The organism is Bremerella cremea (assembly GCF_003335505.1).
Lineage (GTDB): Bacteria > Planctomycetota > Planctomycetia > Pirellulales > Pirellulaceae > Bremerella > Bremerella cremea_A.
Genome location: NZ_QPEX01000034.1, coordinates 12,423 through 35,526 on the forward strand (window position 1 = coordinate 12,423; position 23,104 = coordinate 35,526).

The following is a 23,104-nucleotide window of genomic DNA, read 5'->3' on the forward strand; positions in this document are numbered from 1 at the left end:
GAAGAGAATATTCCTAGGAGGGGGACGATGTCACGTCTATTTCAATTCGCGATGATTGCGGCCATGATGGCCCTGCCCGCGATCGCTATGGGTGGGGATGCAGAAATTACCCAGTCCATCGTGAACCAGCTTAAAGCCAAGAAGTCCGAAGGTAGCCTGAAGGGCTTCAACATTGGCTTGCGAGTCGAGGAAGGAGTCGTTTGGCTGGAAGGCCACGTCTCGAATCCGGCTCAGCATGATGTTGCGGTTGATATCGCACGTCGTGTTTCCGGTGTCCAGCGTGTGGTGGACGGTATCCGGATTGAAGGGGATACGGTCGCCGCTCCTGAATTGGAAGCTCCGGCCGAACCTGTTTCGGCTCCTCGCGAATTGGCTGCCGCCGATTTGACCGAGGAAGCTTTTGAAGAAGTGGCTTTAGAGCCACAAGGCGATTTCAGCTTTTCGCCAGTTCAGCCGGCTAGTGCCGAACGTCCGGCTGCCGACGAAAGCGTGATGGCCAACCAGCCCACGCCTGCCGCTCCGCTGCGTCAGCTTCGTCCGGTTCCGGCATCCGAGCAAGCTCGGCCGATGCCAGCGATGCAGCCTGCTTACCAGGTTGCCGCCAACACCAACGCTCGTGGCAACATGGCTCAGCAGCCCATGGTTGCTCCGCCAGTGTACTATCCGGCCCAGTACGGACAAGGTGGCTACTATCGTCCCGTTCGGTACGATCACCCGCACATGCCTGGCTACGCTTGGCCAGCCTATGCGGCCTACCCGAACTACGCCGCGGTGACCTATCCGCGTCAGTACTCGCCACAAGCTTGGCCTTACATCGGTCCGTTCTATCCTTACCCCCAAGTCCCGCTGGGATGGCGTAAGGTCGAAATGGAATGGAAAGACGGCTGGTGGACGCTCGACTTCAAAGCTCGTCGTCACAACGCCTTCTAGGCAGCGAGGAGAATCGCTTCGCACATTGCTTGCGAACGAAACATCCTCCAGGGGGAGTTCTCTCAGGCCTTCGCCAGTTTTGGCGAAGGCTTTTTTTGTGCTCTTTGCCTGATTTGGCTGGCTTAACAGCCATGCCAGCAAAGTGTGATGCGTTGCTAGCGATGGTATTGCTGGAAATTTCGCGCCAGGCGGAAAAAGCCGCAAGTTTGTTACAGCTTCACACGATAACTAATCAACAGATAAGTGCCCACTTCGTGGAGAGAAGTGGATCTCCGGCGGGTCGAACGAATAGGGGCCCAGCCCTATAAACGCCCTGGAAGCCATTGAGGAAAACGATGAAACGAAGCATTCTGAAGCTCAGCTTGATCTTGGGTGTGGGATTGGCTGCAATTGGTAGCACTGGCTGTACGACCCAAGGCCCTTACCTTGGCCCGCTGCTGTTTCCCATTCCGGTTACCCCGTACTATCAGCAGATGAAGGAAGACCAGTTCCACAACCACGAACGGTACGAGCGAGCCCCAGTCTTGGGCCCACTTGCTCCGGGAGCTCCCCATGTGGCGTTGGATCCTCCGAGCGACGACGAAGTGATGCGGTCGCTGGAACGTTCGCACCCAGTCAACGGCGGCATGCCCTTCCTGCACGAAGTTCAACGTAACAACGTGCGAATCACCAAGGAAAAGATCGCCGACTATGTCGATCCTCCGCGAGTGATGCCCCTGGTTGGTCCGGTTCAACTGCACCACGCTCACTACAAGTGTACCGTTTATTACACCGAAGTGACCCGAGTTGGCTGGCCTTTCCCGCATACCATTCGGGATGAAGACGCCCGCGAAGTGATCTACATCGACCACAACCACTTGCACCGCGTCGGCAACATTCAAGAAGACCTGCCAGGCCCGGTCGGCCCGACCCCCACGGCCCTGTAAGCCGCCTCGGTCCGCCAAACGAAACAACCAAAGCGTCGTATCCAACCTGGGTACGACGCTTTTTTTGTGTTTTCGTTGAATTTATCTTGGCTAAATTGGGCTCCAGATGTTTTATTGATCACCAATTCTGGGGTATAGTAGTCACGATTTTATGAAGAATTACGCTATCAGCCGAGCGATGACGGCTAACAGAAGCCCCGGAATTCGTGGTAAAACACCTGACCTGATTAAGATTGCCTGCGTAGAGATCAATAATTCATAAGGGAGAGAAACTCTCCTTCGACCCGGGTAGGGCCCACGGTGAACTTGTCCCCTTCGCTTACAAACCGCGCTTTAGACGAGACGCTCCCGTCGTGGGGAGTGTTGATCTTAGAGAGTCATCATGGCCCTGAATTCGAAATGGAATTTCGGGTCCACGATTTCGTCAAAGTACTGTACGTCATTGCCGGCAACGGCAAAGCCCATGTTGGGGACGAAACGTACGAGGTTGCCCCGCGCGACATGGTGGTCGTTTTACCTGGCCGCCGTAACCGAGTGGAAGATTCCCCCAATTCGCCGATCTCGTGCTACGTGCTGTGCATTCATCGTTCGCTTTTGGCGTTCGATACCGAAGCGATCGCCTCGCTTCCCTTGGGGTTGTTGCCTCGCCAGACTCACTTTGCTCAGCGGATTGAACGTCGCCTGAGACGGCTACTCTTTCAGCAACTACAGAACAGCCCGCTCACCCCGTTGGCAATGGTTTCCAACGGGCTAGAGATTCTCTCGCTGATCGCCTGCCATCAGGTCGCCAAGTCGGATGGCATGGCCGATTTGTCGCAAGAACCGGGCGTGGACGAGATGGCCGCCTACATTCGCCATTTAGATACGCACTTCTTCGAAGCGACCACCATCGACGACGCCTCGAATAGTATCGGCATCCCCCGCCGCCGCTTCACGCAGCTGTTCCGTGGTATCACCGGCCAAACTTGGCTGAACTACGTCCAAGAGCTCCGCGTCGAGCACGCCTGCCGCTTGCTCGAAAACACCGACCGCCCCATCACCTCGATCGCCTTCGAATGCGGCTTCGCCGAACTATCAACCTTCTACCGCGCCTTCCGCAAAATGCGCGACGTAACCCCCAGCGCCTGGCGGCGCGCGAAGGTCGACTAAGGGATTTGCTTCTCTGAGTTTCAAAGACCAGCTTCTTCTAGTAGCCGTGGGCTTCAGAGAATCGAAACCACATCCAAACCCGGGCAACATGCCCGGGGCACCCGGCTTGATTCCTCTTTTCCCCGAACGAGAATAGGGCCACTGATTTTGTTGTTTTGGTTTGGGGATTCTCGGCGTGGAAGACATCGACAAGAAGTACTTGTGGCCAATACTGAACTGGCTAAACAGATGGAAGTCTTACCTCGTAATAGCGACTCTCGGCATCGCAGTACTTTGTTACATTCGATATGAATGGTGGCAAGTCGTTGAGATGAATCGCAGTATGATTCTTGAACAGAGTCAGCGGCATATTGATGAATCAAAAGGTCTGGAGCAAATTGCACAGCAGGGCGACGCCTTTGGATCTGTGAATGCATGGTTCTCTGGAGTGGCAATGCTCGCGGCGGTCCTGGCGATCGTATTTCAAGCGTTTGAGTTTAGCCATCAACGGGACGAACTAGCAAAGTCGACACAAGCACATATAGATAGGCTTGAACTTGACGAAACACTGCACTTTCATTCTCGACGGATGATAATAATCGAGTTTATCCGTCGCCTAAAGTCGCAGGAGATTAGCAATATCATTAATAGACTCTGGGATAGGTCGCTAGATAAGATCGACCTGAAAGTAGCTTTCGCCTTGGCCTGTGATCCGAAAAGACGCTACCAATACAAACGCAACGAGAGTGCTGAAGTAAAAGCCGAAATTGATGCGAAAGTGCAGTTAATAAGAGACTCCGAACCATTGTTCAATCTTATGCTAGAAATTGGCATCTTTGAGCCAGAAGGGCCTGAACTGTTCTACCTGCTTCCAGTGATTCAAGACACGCGACACGTTTTAAATGAGTTTTTTGCGGCATCAAACGGACTAGACACGATATACATCCCTTTGTGGGTGTCGGCCATCAATCGTGTCTTCCAAGACGTTATAGAAGATTGCTACCAACGAGAGGAGGCACGCGAACTTTCAATCTCTGAAGTTTGGAGTTCAAAGAAGATTAGCAAACACAAAAGAGAGAACTAGAAAGTCGAGGGCGTCCAGTTTCCTTGGCGATTGCCCCGCCCCCGGCTACGTTCGAGGGGGCGGGCAGGTGGCCCTGGCGAATGAAATCTCTCTGTGTGCCACGGTGCCTCTGGCCCGTGTCTTGGGAAGCTGGTACATGCCCAACCAGACAATCAACCAGCCAGAGTCGGACTGGTTTCTACTGCACTGAAATCAGAGCCCAGCATCTTCTAGCACTCTTAGCCTTCAGGCATGCGAAACGGCATCCCAAGACCGGGCAAGATGCCCGGGGCACCCGGTGGATTCTTCTCTCTCATAGCATTCCCTTTGCGGGCGGGTGGCACTGCTTAATGAAACTTCTCGGTGTGCCACGGTGCCTCTGGCCCGTGTCTTGGGAAGCTGAGACATGCCCAACCAGCAATCAAGCAGCCAGAGTCAGACTGGTTTCTGCTGCTTTGGAATCCGTGGCCGGTTTGCCTCTAGCAGTCGTGGGCTTGAGAGGATCGAAACGGTATCCAAACCCTGGCAGGATGCCCGGAGCAGCCGGGGCATAGCGATGTTGCAGTGGTGCCTACTGGGAGATCCTTCTATGCAATACAATGAACGCAATGGCAGCAATCACTATAATATTGGCCATCACTAACAATCCCCTCATGCTCCAGTGATCCCCGCCAGTCAGGCTATTGATGTCTGCGCCGGTAATCCAACATAGCAACGGACCGATTTGCCACGAATCCAAGAGGGGCTTCTGTTGGTCGCCCGTCTTGGATTCGTGGCGCAGACCTCAATGGCGGGGGCTGTGTCCTATTGGGCAATCTTGGGTGATTGCTTAATCAGTATATCTGAGTATGGCTTGCTGATCTTTTGGACATCCGTCGTTCCATTGATAGGGTCGATTTCAATGTACGTGTCGCCGGGAATGGCAGAAACGAAAAACTTAGAATTGGCTATCGGAATATCTAGCTCACATTGAGTGATAAAATAGACTCTGCAGTTCCAACGATTTGGCAACGATGTTTTTCGTAATTCAAAAGTGAGGGATGGAACGCTATGTGGTACTGGAATTTCTGCCTCGCGATGATCAAAATGAAATGCAATTATATGAGGCTTACCTGTCGAGTTCTTTGTAGTTACGCGAGCGAAAATTGAGTCTTTATTCGGGTGTATGAGGAAGTGCTGTGTTGCCACACCTCTGTCAATCGAATACATCGTGAAGTTTCCAACCTGTCTTTGAGTTGCGTTCCCGTTGAACCAAGCGTCCGATCGCGAAAACAACTCTGCGACGCCTTCCCTGGATTGGATTGCCTTTCCCGTTGTACGGGTAATTTGCTTTGCCTGTCCCTGATAGATAATAGATGCGGCACCTTGAGGGGTCTTGACTTGGCGTATTTCGTTATTTGCGAAGTACTCAGAAATGGATTTGCTACTTCCGTCAAAATAGATCTCGGTGCGAATCCAAGGCCGTTGTTTAGGAACGTTTAAAGGGTTAATGCCTTGTGGAATCTTTGGTTGCGGCATTTCCAGAAGGCGTAAGTCAAGCTTATCCAAAAACTCCCACGATGGCTTCGTTTCTTGGACTCTCAATGACTCGTACTTTTCGTAGAACTTTATGACATCTTCAATCGAAGTGAAGGTAATGCCTTCGACCTCTCTGACTGTAGTTCGCATGTATTCGACGTGGCCGCTAATCGGTACATGGCAACGAGAAGAGAGGTCTACCGCCAGGGAAAAGGGGAGAGGCGCTAGAGTGGTAGCAACAACATAGCCGATCAAGAAGATGCATGCTCTTAAGCTCAGTTGCCGAAGCAACTGGCAATGCGTTGCAAGATGGAATAGACAGCTAAAAGTGGTTCCGTGAATCGGCTTCTGCCCGCCACTCCAGTATGAGTGTGTGTTGCCTCGCAAGAGATGCGATGCTGCATATCGCTTGTTCATTGAACTGGGTCCTTAACACGGGTAATAGGTACGTCCTGGCATTGCGAATACCAGTATTACTTTTTTTCAGAAAAATGAATAGTGCGAGAATTTATCGTGGTGATGCATGTGTGCAAAATACCAGGCGAGTTACTGACACAGACATGAACAGGGCCACGGCAATGGGGCAACATGAGGCATCAGGGAGTCCTCGGGCAGGTGGCACTGCCTAGTGAAACCTCTCTTTGTGCCACGGTGCCTCTGGCCCGTGTCTGGGAAGCTGAGAAATGCCCAACTAGGCAATCAAGCAGCCAGGGGCAGACTGGTTTCTGCTGCTCTGGAATCAGAGCCCAAGTATCTTCTGGTAGTCGTGGGCTTCAGGGAGTCGAAACCGTAGCCAGGCCCGGGCAAGATGCCCGGCGCACCCGGCGGAGACAAAAAATTCCGGACACCCTTTTCTTCTCCAATCAATGCCCCCCTTCACCTTTACTTTCCCCGATATCTGAGTCACCCAGTTCCTTCTCAAGCTGATCTATCGCGGCATTCAAACAATCATCAAATTGAGAGGGGCCACTTCCAAGTTTTGAACGAAGGAGCGGCAAATACTTGACCCCTTCTCCTCCGATGTTTCCGATCGTCTGTGCAGAAAACCACGTAGAATCGTTACCTGGACTTGCATCGCGCACCTCTTGTGCGAGTCGATCGAGCGCGGGTGCGGCCGTTGGTCCAAGTCGGCTCAAACTAAGTGCAGCCTCGCGTCTAACGTACCCATCTTCCGAACCCAACAGTAACACCAATTCAGAAACAGCTGGCGCTGCCAATTCACCCAACGTTCCGATAACACCCGTAGCACGAGACGCAGCAAAGCTATCATTAGAGTGCGCAATCCTGACAAGTTCAGCAAGCGCCTCTACGCCGTCCTCACCGGTTCTTACGCGCTCACCCAAGGCGTCAACACGCTTCGACTTTTCCTCGCGAGACTCAGCGCAACCCGAAACCTCTGACAAAAGTAAGAACAGAAGGCAAAACAGCAGGGGTGCGAGTCCGCTCACCCAACGTTTGCGATGTTGTCCCTTTTCCATATTTCTCACTTTAAATTCTTCAGGACTTGGGACGGTTTCCCGACATATCGGAATAAATTTCTTCAATCCAGTTTTTAGGAAATGTGTCGCCACCTGTATCTACAGGATTAGGTGTTTTCAGCTTTTCATAGAACCCGTTATACCTGACTCTTATGTTACCGAAATACTGAGTCCAAATATTCTTCTGCTCCTAATTTCCTGCCATATATGCCCCAAAGTCATTCAGTAACCCCACTTTTCGATCGATCGGCGGTTGGCGCTGGCGAATGAAATCTCTTTGTGTGCCACGGTGCCTCTGGCCCGTGTCTGGGAAGCAGGGACATGCCCAACCAGACAAGCAACCAGCCAGAGTCAGACTGGTTTCTACTGCACTGAAATCAGAGCCCAGCATCTTCTAGCAAGCTTAGCCTTAAGGCAAGCGAAACGGCATCCCAACCCGGGCAAGATGCCCGGAGCACCCGGTGGATTCTTCGCTATCATAGCCTCCCCTTTGCGCAATTGGTGGATGGCATCCCCCGCCTTGGTAGACTACGCTGCAAGTGGTCCCTTTTTCCCGGGGCTACTTGGAATACTTTGCTTCTGGATAGGCTGTCGATGGTCCTTCGTGTTTGTTTTTTGCTGTTAGGAATGATGACCAGTTTGTCTCACGTCGTTTCTGCTGCTGAGCCGCCGTCGCGTCCTCGGGGGCGAGACTTGGGGGTGGCTCCTGGCGTGTTCGCGCCGGGGCCGTTCAATGCCGTGACCGATGTCGCTGGCGTGCAGGTCGGTCAGGTCACGCTGATTGAAGGAGACAACATTCGCACCGGCGTCACGGCCATCATTCCGCACGAAGGGAACCTCTTTCAGCAGAAGACGCCAGCGGCCGTATTCATTGGCAACGCCTTCGGCAAGCTGGCCGGTTCGACTCAGGTCGAAGAACTTGGCAACCTTGAAACGCCCATCATTCTGACCAACACGCTTTCGGTCGGCACGGCGGTCGACTCGGTGGTGAAGTGGACCCTCGCTCAGCCAGGCAACGAGAACGTTCGTAGCGTGAACGCGCTGGTCGGCGAAACGAACGATGGCGGGCTCAACGATATTCGCGGGCAGCACGTTCGCACCGCGCATGTGATGCAGGCGATCGAGTCCGCTACCTCGGGCCAGGTCGCTGAAGGCAACGTCGGGGCTGGCACCGGCTGCATTGCTTTCGGCTGGAAGGGAGGCATCGGTACGTCTAGTCGCGTGCTCCCCCAGCAGTACGGCGGTTACACGGTGGGTGTGCTGGTGCAAGCGAACTTCGGCGGCGTGCTCCAGGTCGATGGTATTCCGCTGGGCAAGGTGATGGGCAAACATGCCTTCGCCGACAAACCACAGCCCAGCCCCCCTGCCCCGCTGAAACCAGGGGACGGTTCGTGCATGATCGTCGTCGCGACGGATGCCCCGCTCGACGCCAGAAATTTGAAACGCCTCGCCGCGCGGGCCTTGTTCGGCCTGGCCCGGACTGGCTCGTCGTATACCAACGGCAGCGGCGACTTCGCGATCGCCTTTTCAACCCATCCAGATCTCCGCGTCGCTTACGGCGAAGAAGAAGTTCAAACCCAGCCCACACTCCCCAACGACGCCGTCTCGCCCCTGTTCCAAGCGGCGCTCGAATCAACCGAAGAAGCGGTCTACAACGCCCTGCTCAAAGCGAACACGATGCAAGGCCGCGATGCCCGCACGGTGGAAGCCTTGCCACTGGAACCGCTACGGACGTTGCTTCAGAAACGAGAACAGATGCTCGCCGAGTAGGTGTTGCCAGGTGCTAGGTCGCCGCTGCCCCGGATTGTTTTTCACGGGTACGCCCACCGACGTACTATTATCGCAAGGACGAGTACTTCGAAGGCGAGCCCCTTCCAAGGCCCAACAGGCCGGCCGTCAACAACCAGGGACAGAAGCCCTTGGTAGAGAGCTATTATTCCAAGGACAAGTGCTTCGAAGGCGAGCCTCTTCCAAGGCCCAACAGACCGGCCGTCAACAACCAGGGACAGAAGCCTTTGGTAGAGAGCTATTGTCCCAAGGACGAGTGCTTCCAAGGCGTGCCCCTTCCAAGGCCCAACGGGCCGGCCTTCAACAACCAGGGACAGAAGCCTTTGGTAGAGAGCTATTATCCCAAGGACGAGTGCTTCCAAGGCGTGTCTCTACCAAGGCCCAACAGACCGGCCGTCAACAACCAGGGACAGAAGCCTTTGGTAGAGAGCTATTATCCCAAGGACAAGTGCTTCGAAGGCGAGCCTCTTCCAAGGCCCAACAGACCGGCCGTCAACAACCAGGGACAGAAGCCTTTGGTAGAGAGCTATTATCCCAAGGACGAGTGCTTCCAAGGCGTGCCCTTCCAAGGCCCAACGGGCCGGCCGTCAATAGCCAGGGGCGGAAGCCCCTGGTAGAGAGTTTCTGAAAAAGTTCTAAGCCCCGAAGGGGCGTTCGTCGTGATAAATATCGAGCTACGGTTGCCCTCTAGGGGCTGGGAATCGGCGTTCACCTTGGCAGGCAGGCGACCAGGCAAGCCGTTGGGCTGCTGTTTCCTTTCGCATTGGCGTAGCGAATGGGGCGGGGGATGTGCCCTCTCCAGATTATCTCTCTCGCTGAAGGGGCGGCACGCGAGTTGCTTTGTAGTTAACTTGGCTAGGCGTTACGCACCTGGCAAAGTTGTTTCCTGAAGCTTCGTAACCAGCGGTGAATTGCCCCCGATGATTGTCAACAAGAACCTCGACTGGCGACACGTTCTCTTCTATACGTGGAAGAGTTTGCTTTATTTTGTCTTTCTGTCGATCGCTGTGTATACGCTGCATCACGTGTATGACATGGAGAAGTTGACGGTTCCCTTTAACGTGGTGGCCCTACTCAGCACGGCCTTGGCAATCTTTCTCGGTTTCAAAAACAACAGCGCTTACGATCGTTGGTGGGAAGCTCGTAAAATCTGGGGCCTGCTGGTCAATTACAGTCGGGCTTGGGGGCGTGAAGTATTGACCCTCAGTCAACATCCCGACGGTAAACCGAACGAAGAACTTTCGGCCTGGCAGCGGCGACTTATCTATCGCCATATCGCGTTCGTCCATGCGCTGCGGGTTTTCCTGCGGCATCGTCACGCTTACAACGAGAACGGCGAAGAATGGATGAAAACTACGAACGACTACGCCGACATTCGCCCGTTTTTGTCCGAAGCGGAAGCGAACGAAGTGCTGCGAAAAAATAACCCGCCCAACTATCTGCTGTTAATCCAAGGGCAAGAGTTGAAAGAAGCCTATCAAAAGGGCTGGCTGTCGGACTATCGCTTTGTGCAGCTTGACGAAACGCTGACCGAGTTCAACAACCACCAAGGGAAAAGCGAGCGGATTAAGAACACCCCTTTCCCGCGACCGTACAGTTTCTTCTCGCGGGTGTTCGTTTATCTGCACGGCACGCTGGTTCCGTTTGCGTTTGTCGAAGAGTTGGGTTTGCTGAACATTCCGCTGGCGTTGTTGATTAACTTCATTTTCTTAAGCCTCGATCAAATCGGCGAAACGACCGAAGACCCCTTCGAGAACCGCCCCAGCGATACCCCGCTCACTGCGATCAGCCGGACGATCGAAGGCAACCTGAAAGAGATGCTCGGCGAAACCCAAATGCCCGCCAAGCCGGAACAAGTCGACGGTGTGGTGTTGTAGCACGCTTTTACGTGTCTTAACAACTCTTAACCGCAGTCTTCGCAGCATGAACGACTGCGGTTAAGTCACGGCTGTCTTGAAAGGTCAGGCCGGTTACCATTTGCTCGCCACGCAAGCAGAAAAGTAGCAGACGGACAAATGATCAAAAGTCGACTGCTACTGCAGCGGCAGAGTGCTGGGTTGGGGGAATTGCTCTGCGGTTTCTGGTAACCTAGCATCCTTCAGGGGATAACACCTTTCTGCTCGGCATTGGTCGTCCTCGCTAACTTACAGAACCGTTTGCGACTTGCGAGGAATACGCGTACCTACGATGCCAACGCCTGAACCTGAAAATCCGTTTCAGTCGCCGGAAACCGTTTCGCAGGACGCGGATGTTAAGTCGCAGGAAGCCTTGAGGGTGGCCACCCTCAAGGCAGCGATCCGGTGGTTCTTGATCTGCGGAATCAGTGCGGCGCCTAGTTGGATAATCGCGGCTGAAGCGACGTGGCCTTCCCAGGCGGGAATGGCAACCGGCGTGCTTATCTTCATGGTTGGTTATACGCTGGTGGACGTGTCGACACGCAACCATCCCCTCCGCCAGCGTAGTGATGTCAAAATAACTCTGGCGGTTACTTACGGAACCAGGATTGCGATTTCGCTTCTGTTTCCGGTTGGTTTCTTTGTCGATATAATGTGCGGTGTTTTCGCGGTTTCAGTTACCGGTTTTTTATTCCATGCCAACTTCGATATAGATGCTCCTATCGTGGGATTCTTTCAAACGCTCGTAACCACACTCATTCAGGGGTGCCTGCTCAACGGAGTCTTGGCAGTTTATGGTCTCTTGATCTACGGCATCTTCCGATTTGCTGTAGGAAGCGGACTTGAAGGTACCAAGTATCGTCGGCGCGGCTACGGTAAGTAGCTGGTTCTCGGCCCGCGCAGCGGACCCTACTGAAGTTTGGAGCAACGTTCCTTCATGTTCACTCTTCGCCCTTCTCGTCCTAGCGATGTCGAGCGTGTCGTTGAAATTTGGTGTCAGGCGGTCGATGCCACGCACGACTTTCTGCGTGCTGAAGATCGTCTCGCTCTCGAACAGGAAGTTCGCGGCTTCTTCGCCACCGCACCGCTGACCCTCGCCGTCGATACGGACGATAACCCACTGGGCTTCATGCTGGTGCAAGACGGCAACATGGATGCCTTGTTCATCGATCCTCACCAGCACGGGCGAGGCATTGGCAAGGCGTTAGTTGCCGAGGCCTTACGGCAGCATCCGCAATTGACGACCGACGTCAACGAGCAAAACCAAGCCGCCGCCGCGTTCTACGCGCATCTAGGCTTCGTGCCCACCGGCCGTTCGGAAGTCGACGGCCAAGGTCGCCCCTACCCGCTGATTCATCTGCGTTACGCGCGATAGCACTCGGTAACCCAGGCCAGGGCTTGTTCCAGTGTGGGTACCGAGACAGCACCACCCAGGCACAAGCGGAACGCATTCGGCGAGATCGGGTCGGTGCGAAAAGCTTCGACCGAGACCGCGCCAATGCCGAAACCTCGCAGCGTTTCGACCATCCGTTTGGCCGAAGTCGTCTCCGGGGCAGTGACCCAAGCGTGGAAACAATGCTCGGCGGTTTGGACTTTTTCCTTGGGAATCGCCGGCAGCAGCAGCTTACGGCGCCGACGCGTTTCGTGGCGGATGCCAGCCAAGATCTTGTCGGCCAAGCCACTTTCGATCCACTGGGTGACAATGGCGGTGGTAATTGGCGAGGCCATCACCGACACGGCCCGCAATCGCTCGGACACGCCCAAGGTCTTGCGGGCAATTGGCACCAGCAAGTTGGCGATTCGTAACCCAGGGGCCATACATTTGGCCAGTCCACCCACGTAGTACGTCTGCTCTGGGGCCAGCATCACGAAAGCCGGAGGGGGTTTGACCGGCAAGAAACCGTAGGCGTCGTCTTCGATAATCGGAATCCCAAACTGGCGGGCCACTTTCACCAAGTCGAGCCGCCGCTGCAGCGGAATCGTGGCAGTGGTCGGGTTATGCAGCGTTGGGTTCAAGTAGATCGCCCGCACCCCTTTTTGTTCGATCGTGCGAGCCAGAGCATCAGGCAGCATCCCTTCGCGGTCGGCAGGTATCCCCTGAACTTTTCGTCCCAGCAAACTGGCAATGCCAAACAAGCCTGGGTAGGTCAGCTGATCGCACGCAATCGCTCCGCCAGCGGCCAGTTCGGCAGAAAGAATCGCGGTGAGCGCGGCGTGGGCTCCGGTGGTGATGTGCAGCGAATGATTCTCGACCACAATCCCGCGGCGCGACATCCAATTGAAAGCAGCCGCTTTGTCGCGGGCATCGCCTCCTTCCGGCTGATACCGCAAGATTTGCGGAAACGCTTCCAGGGCGGTCGCAGCCGAGCGTTTCATCGCTTCCAGCAGCTCTACCGGAAGATCAGGCGGCTGGTTCATGCTGCGATCGACGACATCGGTTCGCGTCGCTGATGTGGCCTCCGAGGACGACACCGCGCGGACAAAAGTGCCAGACCCGACGCGTGATTCTACATGCCCGCAACTGGCCGCCGTGGCATAACCGCGGGCGATTGTGGTGACATCCAGATTCAACCGTTTGGCAAGTTGCCGCTGGGTGGGCAAATGATCGCCCGGCAAAAGCGTCCCTTCGGCGATGTCCTCGGCAATCGACTGGGCGATCGCTTCAAACAAAGGAAGGTCGGTGGCTTCAATTCGAGGAATCCAATCGGTGCGGCGCATGGCGAAATCAGCTTGTCGTCACCGAGGATCTCTCGGCAACTTCTTGTAAAACGACGTCCGCCGCTTTGGGGGTTTGAAAGATTGAGGGCATGATTGCCTGGGCAATTGATCGGATTTTAGCATGTCAGGCCGGCATTGCTTTCATTTTTTCGTCCCACGCTTGAACGTTCAAGGGCTCCCCGCGTACCCTGCCCCTGAATACCGGACGCTGCCTCTCACTGAAAACAAGACCATGACATCTTCCCCGAAAGCCAGGCCCAACCGTGTTGAAGAGATCAAAGCCGAAAGCCACTTCCTGGCCGGTACCATCAAAGACGATCTCGTTTCCGAGGCCAGCACGTTTGGGAAAGACAACCTTCAACTGCTGAAATTTCACGGCACTTATCAGCAAGACGACCGCGACGCACGGGTTTCGCTGCGGAAGCAAGGCAAAGACAAAGCCTACTCGATGATGGTCCGCTGCCGCATTCCAGGGGGCCGATTGACCGCCGAGCAGTTTCTCGCCCACCTCGATATCTGCGACCTGCTTGGCAATTCGACCATGAAGATCACCACCCGGCAGACGATTCAACTGCATGGGATCGTCAAGCAAGATCTGCAGAAGACCATCGTCAAAATCAACTCGCTCGGCCTTTCCACGTTTGCTGCGTGCGGCGATGTGAACCGTAACGTGATGTGCTGTTCGGCGAAGAAAGCGACGCCGGTGCATCGCCAGATCGAACAACTCACCAACGACCTGGCCGAAGCATTAGCCCCCCGGACGACCACCTATCGCGAGCTGTGGATCGTCGATCAGCAGACCGGCGATCGCCATTTGGTCGCAGAGCAAACGGCCTCGCAGCCTGAGCAAGCCGAGATCGAACCGCTGTACGGGCCAACCTATCTGCCCCGTAAGTTCAAGTGCGCCGTGGTTTCGCCTGACGACAACTGCGCCGACGTTTACACGCAAGACCTGGGATTTATCGCCGTGGTCGAGCACGACCAGGTCGTCGGCTACAACGTTGTGGTCGGCGGCGGCATGGGGGCCACGCCCAGCAACGCCGCCACCTTCCCAGCGGTGGCCCAGCCTATGGCGTTCTGCACGCCAGAGCAAGCCATCGATGTCGCCAAGGCGGTCTTGATCGTGCAGCGCGATCACGGCAACCGTGCCGACCGCAAGGTGGCTCGCATGAAGTACCTGATTGCCAACTGGGGCCTGCCTCGCTTTCGTCAGGCAGTGGAAGCGGTGCTCGGTTTCGCTTTGGCCGATTGCCGCGATGTGCAAATCACTGAAATCGACGACCACATGGGCTGGCAGCCGCAAGGGGATGGGCTTTGGTCGTACGGTTTGAATATCGAAAACGGCCGCATCAGCGACGGCAAGACGACGCAGCTGAAAAACGCCCTGCGTCAGCTGACCACTTTTCATCAAAAAGAGATTCGCCTGGCCGCTAATCAAAGCTTGATCTTCTGCGATATTCGCCCAGAAGAACGAGAACCGTTTATGGCCATTCTGCGAAACAACCAGGTCCGCACCACCGAAGAAACCAGCCTCGTGCGGCGTCTTTCGCTGGCTTGTGTGGCGTTGCCAACATGCGGCCTGGCCATCACCGAGGCGGAACGCCGCTTGCCTTCGGTGATGGACGAACTGGAGGTGGTGTTGGCTCACCTGAAATTGGATGCCAGCCAGTTCACCATTCGCATGACCGGTTGCCCCAACGGCTGCGCTCGCCCTTATGTGGCCGACATTGCCTTGGTCGGCAAAGCGGTCGATCGCTACACGCTGTACGTGGGGGGAACAATCTTAGGAACGCGCCTCGGCTACGTCTTGAGCGATATGGTCTCGGTAACAGAGATCGTGCCGCAGCTATCGAAGATCTTTCTCGCCTACCAGGCCGACCGCCACGGGGAAGAAAGCCTCGGCGACTTCTGTTTTCGTTTAGGGCAAGCGGCGCTGCTGGAAGCTTGCCAGCAACAAGCGGACGCGTGGGAACTTATCAACCAAGAGATCAACGGGAAAGGAAAACCATGAATCCGGTTTTAGGTTTGTGGAGAGATACCTGGTACGTCTGGCTGCTGATAACGTTGGTGCTGGGATTTGGCGTGTTTTATGTCACCGCGTTGTTTATCGCAGGCTTCCCGGCTTTGATTGTCTACTTCCTCTATTTCGCCTTCGTCCGATATGATCAGGATGGAAACAGAAAGTCCGCCTAGCTGGCTGCAAGTGGACTTCGTACATCGGATAGAAGGAGACGCGGTATGCCACAACTGACCACCATTCTGGCACGCAGCTTACGATTAAAGTGCCCCTGCTGCGGGCAAGGCAACGTGCTGCGAGGCTGGTTTGGCAGGCCAGAGCGTTGTCGCTCGTGCGGGATCGTCTTCGAGCGAGAATCAGGCTTCTTCCTCGGCCCGATGCTGTTCAATGGAGCCCTCACCACCATCGTAACAGCCATCGCGATGCCGATCTTCTTCATCACCAATCTCTACAGCCGAGAAATCATCTTGGCGTGCGGCTTCGGCTTCGGAATCCTCTTCCCCCTCCTCTTCTTCCCCTGGGCCCGCAGCTTGTGGCTTGGCCTCGACGAATATTTTGATCCCCGCGCGACATGATCGGAGACCACTCAGCGATGTTCGTGAAGGCTGCCAAACGCCTAAGCGACAGGAGCAGATCGTGAGACGCTCGCATGCTTGTGGAAGCGATTCACGGACTTGGTGGGCTCACAGGTAGGGTCGTGTCAGGCAAAACTCTAGGGACTCTGGAAAATACCGGGCAAAACCACTTTGACGCCACGTGATATCTCGCGCACAATAGGTTTTCCCCGCTTGCCTACCTTTCTATTTTCTCACACCTGATTAGAGAACGTGACTATGCGAACGTTGTTGGCTTCCCTGGTTGTTGGCTCGTTGATGCTCTGCTCGGCTGCCGTGGTTTCGGCGGCTGAAACCGAAAAAGGCTTTACCTCGATCTTCGATGGTAAAACGCTGGACGGTTGGGTGGGTGCCACCAAGGGGTATAAGGTCGAAGATGGCTGTATCGTCTGCGATCCTCACACCGGCGGCAACCTGTACACCGAAAAGGAATACGACAACTTCGTCCTCCGTTTCGATTTCAAACTGCCAGCAGGTGCCAACAACGGCTTGGCCATTCGTGCTCCGCTGGAAGGGAATGCGGCCTACGTTGGTTACGAACTGCAGATCTTGGATAACTCGGCGGAAGTTTACGCCAAGCTGGCGCCTTACCAGTACCACGGTTCGATCTACGGTTTGGCAGCCGCTAAGCGTGGTTTCCAAAAGCCGGTTGGCGAGTGGAACACCCAGGAAGTCGTTGCCGATGGCGACCACATCAAGGTCACGCTAAACGGCACCGTGATCCTCGACGCCGACCTGGCCGAAATTCGCAAAAACCCAACGCTCGACAAACAGGAACACCCCGGCTTAGAGCGTAAGGAAGGTCACATCGGCTTCCTCGGCCACGGAGCCAAAGTCGAATTCCGCAACCTGCGAATCAAGGAACTGCCCGAAAAGAAGGCCGAGTAAACCCACGCCACCGGCAATCGTTCCCACCAAATTCACCGATAAAAAAAGCCCTCGCCCCAAAGCGAGGGCTTTAGCATGCGCAGAAATACGCTCGCAATGAAAACAAAACCACAATGCGATCACCGCCTTAAGAACTTGACGGAATGAACACCATCCGAAACCCGCCAGCCCCAAAGGGGCAACCGTCAATAGCCAGGGGCGGAAGCCCGAGAAAGTTCGTTTCCAAACGTCTCAATAGCTTGAAGCAATGAACGTCAACCGAAACCCGCCAGCCCCAAAGGGGCGACCGTCAATAGCCAGGGGCGGAAGCCCCTGGTAAGAGGTTCCCAGGAATCAAGCCCCAACGGGGCGGCCGTAGTCATCAATCCCACATATAACGTTCATCAAACGGGATCCCATGTTTCTCTAGAAACATCAACAACTCATCGCGAAACGATCGCTGGCGATGATGCTCGGCCTGTTGGGCGATGTAACGTTTCACGTCGTCCAGCGCCGATTGGCTGACGGAAAAGACGGAGTACCCTTGTTGCCAGGCAAACTCTTGCGACTCGGCTATGCACTGGTGGACCCAATGGCTTGAGATCGATTTCACATCGCGTACCAGCGCGGCCAACGTGATCTCGCGAGAAAGGGAGATGAGCAAATGAATATGATCCTCGACGCCCCCAGCGGCTAAAAGTTCGCACTTCCGTTCGCGGAGTATCCCACCCAGGTACTCTTGCAGTCGAGGGGCCCAAGCCGCATCGATCCAACGTTGACGCTTCTTGGTGCTGAAGATGAGATGGACGTAGACGCCAGCGAATGATTGGGGCATGGCAAGAGGTCCTGGCTACGAACGCCCCGTTGGGGCTGGAAGATGATTTGCCCAACTTACCAGGGGCTTCCGCCCCTGGCTATTAACGGTCGCCCCTTTGGGGCTGTTTTGTCGTTGAAATTCTTGCGAAAGATCTTAGCTCGTCATTCCAGCTTGTCATTCGAGCTTGTCATTCGAGCTTGTCATTCGAGCTTGTCATTCGAGCTTGTCATTCGAGCTTGTCATTCGAGCTTGTCATTCGAGCTTGTCATTCGAGCTAGTTGTTCGAGCTAGTTGTTCGAGCTAGTTGTTCGAGCTCGTTGTTCGAGCTAGTTGTTCCAGCTAGTTGTTCCAGCTAGTTGTTCCAGCTCGTTGTTCCAGCTCGTTGTTCCAGCTCGTTGTTCCAGCTTCAGACGGTCGTCTGGGTTGTGGTGGGTTGGGAGTATCGCGATTAGCAAGATAAGGGCTGCCGCTGCAGAGTCGCAAGTCCCTGAAAAGCGTCCCCAAGGCCCGCAAATGCTCTAGGCAGATCACGCCAACCGAAGCCCGTCAGCCCCAAACAGGCAACCGTTAATAACCAAGGGCGGAAGCCCGAGAAAGCTAGGCGTTTCCAAACGTCTCAATCGCTTGAAGCAATGAACGTCAACCGAAGCCCGTCAGCCCCAAACAGGCAACCGTTAATAACCAAGGGTGGAAGCCCGAGAAAGCTCGTCGTTTTCAACGCCTCAATCGCTTGAAGCAATGAACGCCATCCGCAACTCGTCAGCCCCAAACAGGCAACCGTTAATAACCAAGGGCGGAAGTCCGAGAAAGCTAGGCGTTTCCAAACGTCTCAACCGCTTGAAGTAATGAACGCCAATCGAAGCCCGTCAGCCCCAAAGGGGCGACCGTCAATAGCCAGGGGCGGAAGCCCCTGGAAAGAGTTTCCCAACCAGGAATCAAGCCCCAACGGGGCGGCCGTAGTCAGACTCGAAGATCATTCCATCTATCGAGTCGGACTTAGCTCAACTCCGACTTCTCAGAAGAAGATTGCGGTGGGGGCTCGAACTTGGGGGCCGAGGCTTCTTCGAAATCGTCGTAGTCGTCGAGCTTCGCTGGCGTGCTTTTCGAGCTGTAGCCGTTGTTGATCGAGCCTTCGACGTCGCGGGTAGCGTTGTTGAATTCGCTTTGAATGTCCGACAAGCCCCGTTTGAAGTCGCCGTAGGTTTTCCCGAATGTCTTGGCGACGCCTGGCAGGTTTTTGCCGAACAGCAAGATGGCGACCACGCCGATGACGGCCAGCTCTTGCATGCCGACCCCCGGCAGAAAGCCAAAGATCAACGGCGATGTTCCTAGTTCATGCAACATGGTGACGATGTTTCACTCCCAAAGGCAGCCCCAAGAACGAGGACTGCCTGATACTGCTCAAGTGAAGGTAATGAACGGCGAAATCGGCCCCGGCCTATGCCTTGGGGGATTCGCTTTCGTGATCGCCGTCGTCCGACTTATCGTTCATACCACGCTTGAATTCGTTGACGCTTTGCCCCATGCTGCGCATCAGGCTAGGAAGCTTTGTCGAACCGAACAGCAGAAGCAAGATCACCAGGAAAATAACCATTTCCTGAGTGCCGATGCCCATAAAACCAAACAGTGCCAAATCGTTCATACCGATCATGCTATATCCTCACACTCAACGAAGTTGGAGCATTGAAAATACACGCAAACAAGTCGGCGAAAGCGAGTCAGCACCCGGGTGGGTCTAACTAGAACCAAACTCGTGCGGTTCCCAAGACAAAAAACGGAACGTCTTAGATTGAATTCCGACACTTTATTCTAAGCAGCCCGCTCGATCTGTCAAAGGGTTTCAGTAAATCGCTGCCCAGAGATCAACGGGGAATCGAGATCGAAGGTACCGGTTTTTCCGCTATATGCGGCTCTTCCGGCAATACATCGCGGTAAATAGGCAAGTAGCGAAAATAGACTTCCAGCGAAAGCGTCGCCATTGCCGTCGAATAGATCCGCCCCCCGTAGCCGCCCCAATGGCAGTCTGGATTCCAGCTTCCGGCTAATTCACCCCCCTTAATTTGGGAGGAAAGCAACCGGGGGTGGAGCGTATCGGCCCACTTTTTCCAGGCCTCGTCTTGCATCTGGTACATCGACAGCGTGCCGTAATAGGCATAGTAAAGGTCGACGCAGCCGTCGCTGGGCTGGTTGAGCAGCAGAAAATCGGTCGCTTCGCTGATCTGTTCTGGTTTGTCTTCGATCCCCAGGAAAAAACGACAGGTGAGCGCTTCGGCGGTCATCGTGGGGGTCGCCTTCTCGCCGGGGCGATAAGCGGCCAGACCTTTGCTTCCGCCGGCGGACGAATCATCGAGAAAGCGGGTCATCAGTTGACGGGTGGTCGTGTCGATCTCGATGCCTGAAAGGGCCGCGCTATGCAGGGCGAGTACCTGCCAGCCGAACTGGCTCATGTCTCCTCGGTCGCCAGGGTGATACCGCCAACCGCCCATCCGTGGATGCTGGGCCGTCACGGTGTAAGCCAAGCCCCGGTCCAAGAACGGGCGAATCCGTTCGTCTTTGGTCATCGCGTACGCTTCGCTAATCGCCAGCAAGGCCATCGCGTGGCAGTACATCCGTGCGTACAGCCCGGCTTGTCCGCTAAGCGAGCCATCTTGGGCTTGGTGGTTCACCAGGTACTCGAGCGCCTTTTGCACGGTCACCCGGTGTTTGCCTTCTAAGTGGGTGTGCCCTTTGGCCAAAAACGCCAGCAAGGCCAGGCCGGTAATTCCCATGTCGGCGTTGTTGCCGGCGCCTTGGCGATCGTGACCGGCGACCATGTTCTCTTGCCCGGCACCATGACGCGTAGCGTTCCAGCGGCCATCGTCTTCTTGCTGCGCTGCCAGCCAGTCGAGGGCCGAGTTCACCGCTGGTTCAATCTCGGGCGAACCACCCAGCATCTCGACCCAGTCCTGAGGATCTTCCACCACGCGGGCCTGCATAATCAGCGGCAGTGGCTGCGCATCCATCCGAGTTCGCGTGGCACGGGGAAGCGGCAAGTTGCGGGCGGCCATCCGACTGGCCCACAGTTCCTGCATTTTGTTCCCTTTCAGCGAAGCCAAGGTCGCATCGAGTGCCATGTGAGGGCCGCCACTTGCTTGCCCGGCACTGGTGGGCGAAGTGGTGGCCGAGCCGCGCGACATCGCTTCCAGTTGATTGGTCGAGGCGGTCAACTGATCACGTTCCCCTTGCAGCAAGTCGGCTTGCTCGGCCTGTGGGTGCGAGCCACGCAGCATGTGCAAGTCGCGCGAAGGCTCGTTCTGGGCGGCGGTGGCCAGCGGGGGCGGGGTGATCTGCGGCATGTCGCGCGCGATCCGCTCTAGTGGTGGCATGGCCGCTGGGGTGGGGGCATTGTTCACCAAATTTCTCTGCGGCGTCGGTGCTGGCGGCGCGATCGTTTTGGCTTCGAGCGGCGTCGGAGGCAGCTCCAGTTCCGGCTGAGGGCCGGTTGGGGTGATGCTAGGCTCCGTTTCGAGCGTCGGCAGCGGCGGCTCGGTCAACTGCGGCATGTCCCAGTTGCGCTGGGCGGGGTTAGGCAGTTCTGGCTCTGGCAGGGCCGAACCGGGCAGCATCGGCAGCGGCATATCGAGCCGGTCGAGCGGTTTCATCATCCCTTCAACCGGCGCTGGCGACATGGCCAGTTGATCCCACGGTTTGACTTCGCGCGGGGCGTGCTTTTGGTTGTTCTCTTCAAACTCGACCTGACTCAAACGAATGTTCACCGGTGCCGAGTTATGCGCGATCGGTGGTTGAAACAAGCTGGTGACCTGGGCATAGGTCATCAGCAATAAGTGGGCGAAGATCGAGAGGATCACGCACTTCGAAACCGGGCGAGCCTGCCCCCAGCGCGTTTGCATGAGGATCAACAGCGACAGCGTGATCAGGGCGAGGCCACCCCATAAGATGCCCCACACAATCTTCGAGGTCACCTGACTCATGTCGGCTATTAGCGCGAGATCTGCCCCTAGCATGGCCTACCTCCGCTCGTTGGTTAAACGTACCGAGATAGCCATCTCGGCAATGCCGGCCTGACGAACGGTTGTCAGCACGGTGGCGACTTGCTGAAAGGGAACATCGCTATCGCCGCGTACCAACACGCCTAAGTCTTGGTATTCGGCCAACGAAGCGGTCAGTTCGGCTTGCAGGTCGCTAAGATCGACTTCGCGAGTACCGAGCATGACGCGGCCATCGCGGAAGATGTTGATCACCTTCTTTTCTGGGGCGGCGGTCAGGGCTCCCATATCGCTAACTTGTGGCACGTCGAGATCGACCGCCTTTTCTATTTCGGTGAACTTCGAGCCAACCATGAAGAAGATGATCAACAAGAACAAAATGTCGATCATCGGCGTCAGATTGAGCGTCGGAGCGTCTTCGTGATGCGTTTTTAGCGGCATGACACGGCCTTTCCGTGGGCGTGGTTAGGCCGCTTTCGCGGTGGTGCGAGACGAAGTACGACGTGAAGGGGACTTCTTCTTTTCTTTCCAGCCGTCCGAGGCGATCGCGTTGACCACTTCCTGGCTATGGGCGTCGATCTCGATGATTAATCGATCGACCCGTCCCGAGAAGAAAAGGTACGCAATCAGGGCCGGCAGGGCGACCGTCAGCCCGGCTGCCGTCGTTAGCAAGGCCTGGCTAATGCCGCTGGCTAAAAGCTCGCGTTGACTGGCCGCTTCGCCATTGGCTGCAATCGCATTGAACGCGCTGATCATACCTAGGACCGTGCCGAGCAGCCCCAGCAAAGGACTAATGGTGCTGATCCCGTTGAACAACCGCAGGTACTGACGCAGTCGCGAAGTCACCCGTTCGCCGGAGTCGAGAATCGCTTGTTCGACTTCCACGCAACTGCGGCCCCATTTCTTAACCGCTGCGGCAAAGACTTCCGCCACGGGGCTTTGATTCTCTTCGCACAGGGCCAGGGCTTGGTCTTGGTCGATGCGACCATCTTTGACTTGTTCGATGAAGCGTTTGACGAACGGACGCGGAATGACGCGGCCTCGGCGGAGGCTGATGGCCCGCTCGAAGACAAACACCAGCAAGATGAACGAGCAAAGCCCGATCGGGTACATCAACAACCCGCCGTCACGAAAGACCTGCAGCAGGTTTTTGGTCGGAATCGGATCCCCTTCGGCGACGGCCGGCATGCTTGGCAGCGGTGCCGGCTCGGCGTTGGTGGGGACCGCCTCGACGATTTGCGGGCGTTGAGCTTGGACTTCACCTATCGAGATCCCAACCATCACCAATAGCAGCGTGCTTCCCAGAAGCGCGCGGCCAAGACGTGAGGCTCGAATCCGTTCTACCCCATTGTGAATCAT

At 55.7% G+C, this 23,104-nt stretch carries 22 protein-coding genes; 12 read left to right on the top strand and 10 right to left on the bottom strand.

Features of this window, described 5'->3' with window-relative positions; genetic code table 11:
* Nucleotides 1–27 precede the first annotated feature (27 nt).
* The 4 genes from DTL42_RS16905 to DTL42_RS16920 all read left to right on the top strand — a co-directional run bounded on the left by DTL42_RS16905 (nucleotide 28) and on the right by DTL42_RS16920 (nucleotide 4,068).
* On the top strand, nucleotides 28–930 hold the full coding sequence (locus DTL42_RS16905) for a BON domain-containing protein (RefSeq protein ID WP_158545435.1): 903 nt from the start codon (nucleotides 28–30) through the stop codon (nucleotides 928–930).
* Between the two features lie 335 nt (nucleotides 931–1,265).
* Complete coding sequence (locus DTL42_RS16910; protein ID WP_114370093.1) at nucleotides 1,266–1,856, top strand: hypothetical protein; 591 nt, start codon at nucleotides 1,266–1,268, stop codon at nucleotides 1,854–1,856.
* 360 nt (nucleotides 1,857–2,216) lie between these two features.
* Nucleotides 2,217–3,005 (top strand): AraC family transcriptional regulator, encoded by a 789-nt coding sequence (locus tag DTL42_RS16915; RefSeq protein WP_114370095.1) that lies wholly within the window; start codon nucleotides 2,217–2,219, stop codon nucleotides 3,003–3,005.
* Between the two features lie 175 nt (nucleotides 3,006–3,180).
* The gene (locus DTL42_RS16920) at nucleotides 3,181–4,068 is read left to right on the top strand and encodes a hypothetical protein (protein WP_147274316.1); all 888 of its coding nucleotides are present in this window, start codon (nucleotides 3,181–3,183) and stop codon (nucleotides 4,066–4,068) included.
* Nucleotides 4,069–4,851: 783 nt separating this feature from the next.
* Here DTL42_RS16920 and DTL42_RS16925 read toward each other — a convergent pair.
* Nucleotides 4,852–5,982 (bottom strand): hypothetical protein, encoded by a 1,131-nt coding sequence (locus tag DTL42_RS16925; RefSeq protein ID WP_147274317.1) that lies wholly within the window; start codon nucleotides 5,980–5,982, stop codon nucleotides 4,852–4,854.
* 446 nt (nucleotides 5,983–6,428) lie between these two features.
* Nucleotides 6,429–7,109: a HEAT repeat domain-containing protein gene (locus DTL42_RS16930; RefSeq protein ID WP_147274318.1), complete on the bottom strand. Its 681-nt coding sequence runs from the start codon at nucleotides 7,107–7,109 to the stop codon at nucleotides 6,429–6,431.
* A 528-nt stretch (nucleotides 7,110–7,637) separates the two neighbouring features.
* Here DTL42_RS16930 and DTL42_RS16935 point away from each other — a divergent pair.
* The gene (locus DTL42_RS16935) at nucleotides 7,638–8,813 is read left to right on the top strand and encodes a P1 family peptidase (RefSeq protein ID WP_114370104.1); all 1,176 of its coding nucleotides are present in this window, start codon (nucleotides 7,638–7,640) and stop codon (nucleotides 8,811–8,813) included.
* Nucleotides 8,814–8,854: 41 nt separating this feature from the next.
* Here DTL42_RS16935 and DTL42_RS16940 read toward each other — a convergent pair whose 3' ends face one another.
* Nucleotides 8,855–9,193 (bottom strand): hypothetical protein, encoded by a 339-nt coding sequence (locus tag DTL42_RS16940; RefSeq protein ID WP_114370106.1) that lies wholly within the window; start codon nucleotides 9,191–9,193, stop codon nucleotides 8,855–8,857.
* Nucleotides 9,194–9,751: 558 nt separating this feature from the next.
* On the opposite strand from DTL42_RS16940, the gene DTL42_RS16950 reads away from it, so the two are divergent.
* From DTL42_RS16950 to DTL42_RS16960, 3 genes are all read left to right on the top strand, one after another.
* Nucleotides 9,752–10,708: a bestrophin family protein gene (locus DTL42_RS16950; RefSeq protein WP_114370110.1), complete on the top strand. Its 957-nt coding sequence runs from the start codon at nucleotides 9,752–9,754 to the stop codon at nucleotides 10,706–10,708.
* A gap of 310 nt (nucleotides 10,709–11,018) precedes the next feature.
* Nucleotides 11,019–11,609 (top strand): hypothetical protein, encoded by a 591-nt coding sequence (locus DTL42_RS16955; protein WP_114370112.1) that lies wholly within the window; start codon nucleotides 11,019–11,021, stop codon nucleotides 11,607–11,609.
* Nucleotides 11,610–11,663: 54 nt separating this feature from the next.
* Entirely contained in the window at nucleotides 11,664–12,101 is a 438-nt protein-coding gene (locus DTL42_RS16960; RefSeq protein ID WP_114370115.1) for an acetyltransferase, read from the top strand.
* Here the strand turns inward: DTL42_RS16960 and DTL42_RS16965 are convergent.
* A complete protein-coding gene (locus tag DTL42_RS16965) occupies nucleotides 12,089–13,444 on the bottom strand; it encodes a PLP-dependent aminotransferase family protein (RefSeq protein WP_114370117.1) in 1,356 nt (451 codons plus the stop codon). The genes DTL42_RS16960 and DTL42_RS16965 overlap by 13 nt on opposite strands.
* Nucleotides 13,445–13,676: 232 nt before the next feature.
* Between DTL42_RS16965 and DTL42_RS16970 the strand changes: the two genes are divergently transcribed.
* From DTL42_RS16970 to DTL42_RS16985, 4 genes are all read left to right on the top strand, one after another.
* Nucleotides 13,677–15,455: an NADPH-dependent assimilatory sulfite reductase hemoprotein subunit gene (locus tag DTL42_RS16970; protein ID WP_114370476.1), complete on the top strand. Its 1,779-nt coding sequence runs from the start codon at nucleotides 13,677–13,679 to the stop codon at nucleotides 15,453–15,455.
* Nucleotides 15,452–15,637 carry a hypothetical protein gene (locus DTL42_RS16975; protein WP_114370119.1) on the top strand — a complete coding sequence of 62 codons (186 nt, stop codon included), beginning with the start codon at nucleotides 15,452–15,454 and terminating at the stop codon, nucleotides 15,635–15,637. The genes DTL42_RS16970 and DTL42_RS16975 overlap by 4 nt, the downstream gene beginning before the upstream one ends.
* A 45-nt stretch (nucleotides 15,638–15,682) precedes the next feature.
* Nucleotides 15,683–16,036: a DUF983 domain-containing protein gene (locus DTL42_RS16980; protein ID WP_114370121.1), complete on the top strand. Its 354-nt coding sequence runs from the start codon at nucleotides 15,683–15,685 to the stop codon at nucleotides 16,034–16,036.
* Between the two features lie 258 nt (nucleotides 16,037–16,294).
* Nucleotides 16,295–16,963, top strand: coding sequence for a 3-keto-disaccharide hydrolase (locus tag DTL42_RS16985; RefSeq protein WP_114370123.1), 669 nt, complete (start codon nucleotides 16,295–16,297; stop codon nucleotides 16,961–16,963).
* A 361-nt stretch (nucleotides 16,964–17,324) separates the two neighbouring features.
* Here the strand turns inward: DTL42_RS16985 and tnpA are convergent, their stop codons facing one another.
* The 6 genes from tnpA to DTL42_RS17015 form a co-directional block, all read right to left on the bottom strand.
* On the bottom strand, nucleotides 17,325–17,777 hold the full coding sequence (gene tnpA / locus DTL42_RS16990; protein WP_114370125.1) for an IS200/IS605 family transposase: 453 nt from the start codon (nucleotides 17,775–17,777) through the stop codon (nucleotides 17,325–17,327).
* Between the two features lie 978 nt (nucleotides 17,778–18,755).
* Nucleotides 18,756–19,103 (bottom strand): Sec-independent protein translocase subunit TatA/TatB, encoded by a 348-nt coding sequence (locus DTL42_RS16995; protein ID WP_234824245.1) that lies wholly within the window; start codon nucleotides 19,101–19,103, stop codon nucleotides 18,756–18,758.
* A 94-nt stretch (nucleotides 19,104–19,197) separates the two neighbouring features.
* Nucleotides 19,198–19,410, bottom strand: coding sequence for a twin-arginine translocase TatA/TatE family subunit (gene tatA / locus DTL42_RS17000; RefSeq protein WP_234824246.1), 213 nt, complete (start codon nucleotides 19,408–19,410; stop codon nucleotides 19,198–19,200).
* Nucleotides 19,411–19,621: 211 nt separating this feature from the next.
* Nucleotides 19,622–21,763: a prenyltransferase/squalene oxidase repeat-containing protein gene (locus DTL42_RS17005; RefSeq protein WP_114370127.1), complete on the bottom strand. Its 2,142-nt coding sequence runs from the start codon at nucleotides 21,761–21,763 to the stop codon at nucleotides 19,622–19,624.
* Nucleotides 21,764–21,766: 3 nt separating this feature from the next.
* The gene (locus DTL42_RS17010) at nucleotides 21,767–22,186 is read right to left on the bottom strand and encodes an ExbD/TolR family protein (protein WP_114370129.1); all 420 of its coding nucleotides are present in this window, start codon (nucleotides 22,184–22,186) and stop codon (nucleotides 21,767–21,769) included.
* Between the two features lie 24 nt (nucleotides 22,187–22,210).
* Nucleotides 22,211–23,104, bottom strand: coding sequence for a MotA/TolQ/ExbB proton channel family protein (locus tag DTL42_RS17015; protein ID WP_234824247.1), 894 nt, complete (start codon nucleotides 23,102–23,104; stop codon nucleotides 22,211–22,213).

What these genes read in the sequence shown, in the direction of transcription:
- DTL42_RS16905 (WP_158545435.1), top strand. Translation starts at nt 28, where the DNA reads ATGTCACGTCTATTTCAATTCGCGATGATTGCGGCCATGATGGCCCTG.
- DTL42_RS16910 (WP_114370093.1), top strand. Translation starts at nt 1,266, where the DNA reads ATGAAACGAAGCATTCTGAAGCTCAGCTTGATCTTGGGTGTGGGATTG.
- DTL42_RS16925 (WP_147274317.1), bottom strand. Translation starts at nt 5,982, where the DNA reads ATGAACAAGCGATATGCAGCATCGCATCTCTTGCGAGGCAACACACAC.
- DTL42_RS16935 (WP_114370104.1), top strand. Translation starts at nt 7,638, where the DNA reads ATGGTCCTTCGTGTTTGTTTTTTGCTGTTAGGAATGATGACCAGTTTG.
- DTL42_RS16950 (WP_114370110.1), top strand. Translation starts at nt 9,752, where the DNA reads ATGATTGTCAACAAGAACCTCGACTGGCGACACGTTCTCTTCTATACG.
- DTL42_RS16955 (WP_114370112.1), top strand. Translation starts at nt 11,019, where the DNA reads ATGCCAACGCCTGAACCTGAAAATCCGTTTCAGTCGCCGGAAACCGTT.
- DTL42_RS16960 (WP_114370115.1), top strand. Translation starts at nt 11,664, where the DNA reads ATGTTCACTCTTCGCCCTTCTCGTCCTAGCGATGTCGAGCGTGTCGTT.
- DTL42_RS16965 (WP_114370117.1), bottom strand. Translation starts at nt 13,444, where the DNA reads ATGCGCCGCACCGATTGGATTCCTCGAATTGAAGCCACCGACCTTCCT.
- DTL42_RS16970 (WP_114370476.1), top strand. Translation starts at nt 13,677, where the DNA reads ATGACATCTTCCCCGAAAGCCAGGCCCAACCGTGTTGAAGAGATCAAA.
- DTL42_RS16975 (WP_114370119.1), top strand. Translation starts at nt 15,452, where the DNA reads ATGAATCCGGTTTTAGGTTTGTGGAGAGATACCTGGTACGTCTGGCTG.
- DTL42_RS16980 (WP_114370121.1), top strand. Translation starts at nt 15,683, where the DNA reads ATGCCACAACTGACCACCATTCTGGCACGCAGCTTACGATTAAAGTGC.
- DTL42_RS16985 (WP_114370123.1), top strand. Translation starts at nt 16,295, where the DNA reads ATGCGAACGTTGTTGGCTTCCCTGGTTGTTGGCTCGTTGATGCTCTGC.
- tnpA (WP_114370125.1), bottom strand. Translation starts at nt 17,777, where the DNA reads ATGCCCCAATCATTCGCTGGCGTCTACGTCCATCTCATCTTCAGCACC.
- DTL42_RS16995 (WP_234824245.1), bottom strand. Translation starts at nt 19,103, where the DNA reads ATGTTGCATGAACTAGGAACATCGCCGTTGATCTTTGGCTTTCTGCCG.
- tatA (WP_234824246.1), bottom strand. Translation starts at nt 19,410, where the DNA reads ATGATCGGTATGAACGATTTGGCACTGTTTGGTTTTATGGGCATCGGC.
- DTL42_RS17005 (WP_114370127.1), bottom strand. Translation starts at nt 21,763, where the DNA reads ATGCTAGGGGCAGATCTCGCGCTAATAGCCGACATGAGTCAGGTGACC.
- DTL42_RS17010 (WP_114370129.1), bottom strand. Translation starts at nt 22,186, where the DNA reads ATGCCGCTAAAAACGCATCACGAAGACGCTCCGACGCTCAATCTGACG.
- DTL42_RS17015 (WP_234824247.1), bottom strand. Translation starts at nt 23,104, where the DNA reads ATGATTCACAATGGGGTAGAACGGATTCGAGCCTCACGTCTTGGCCGC.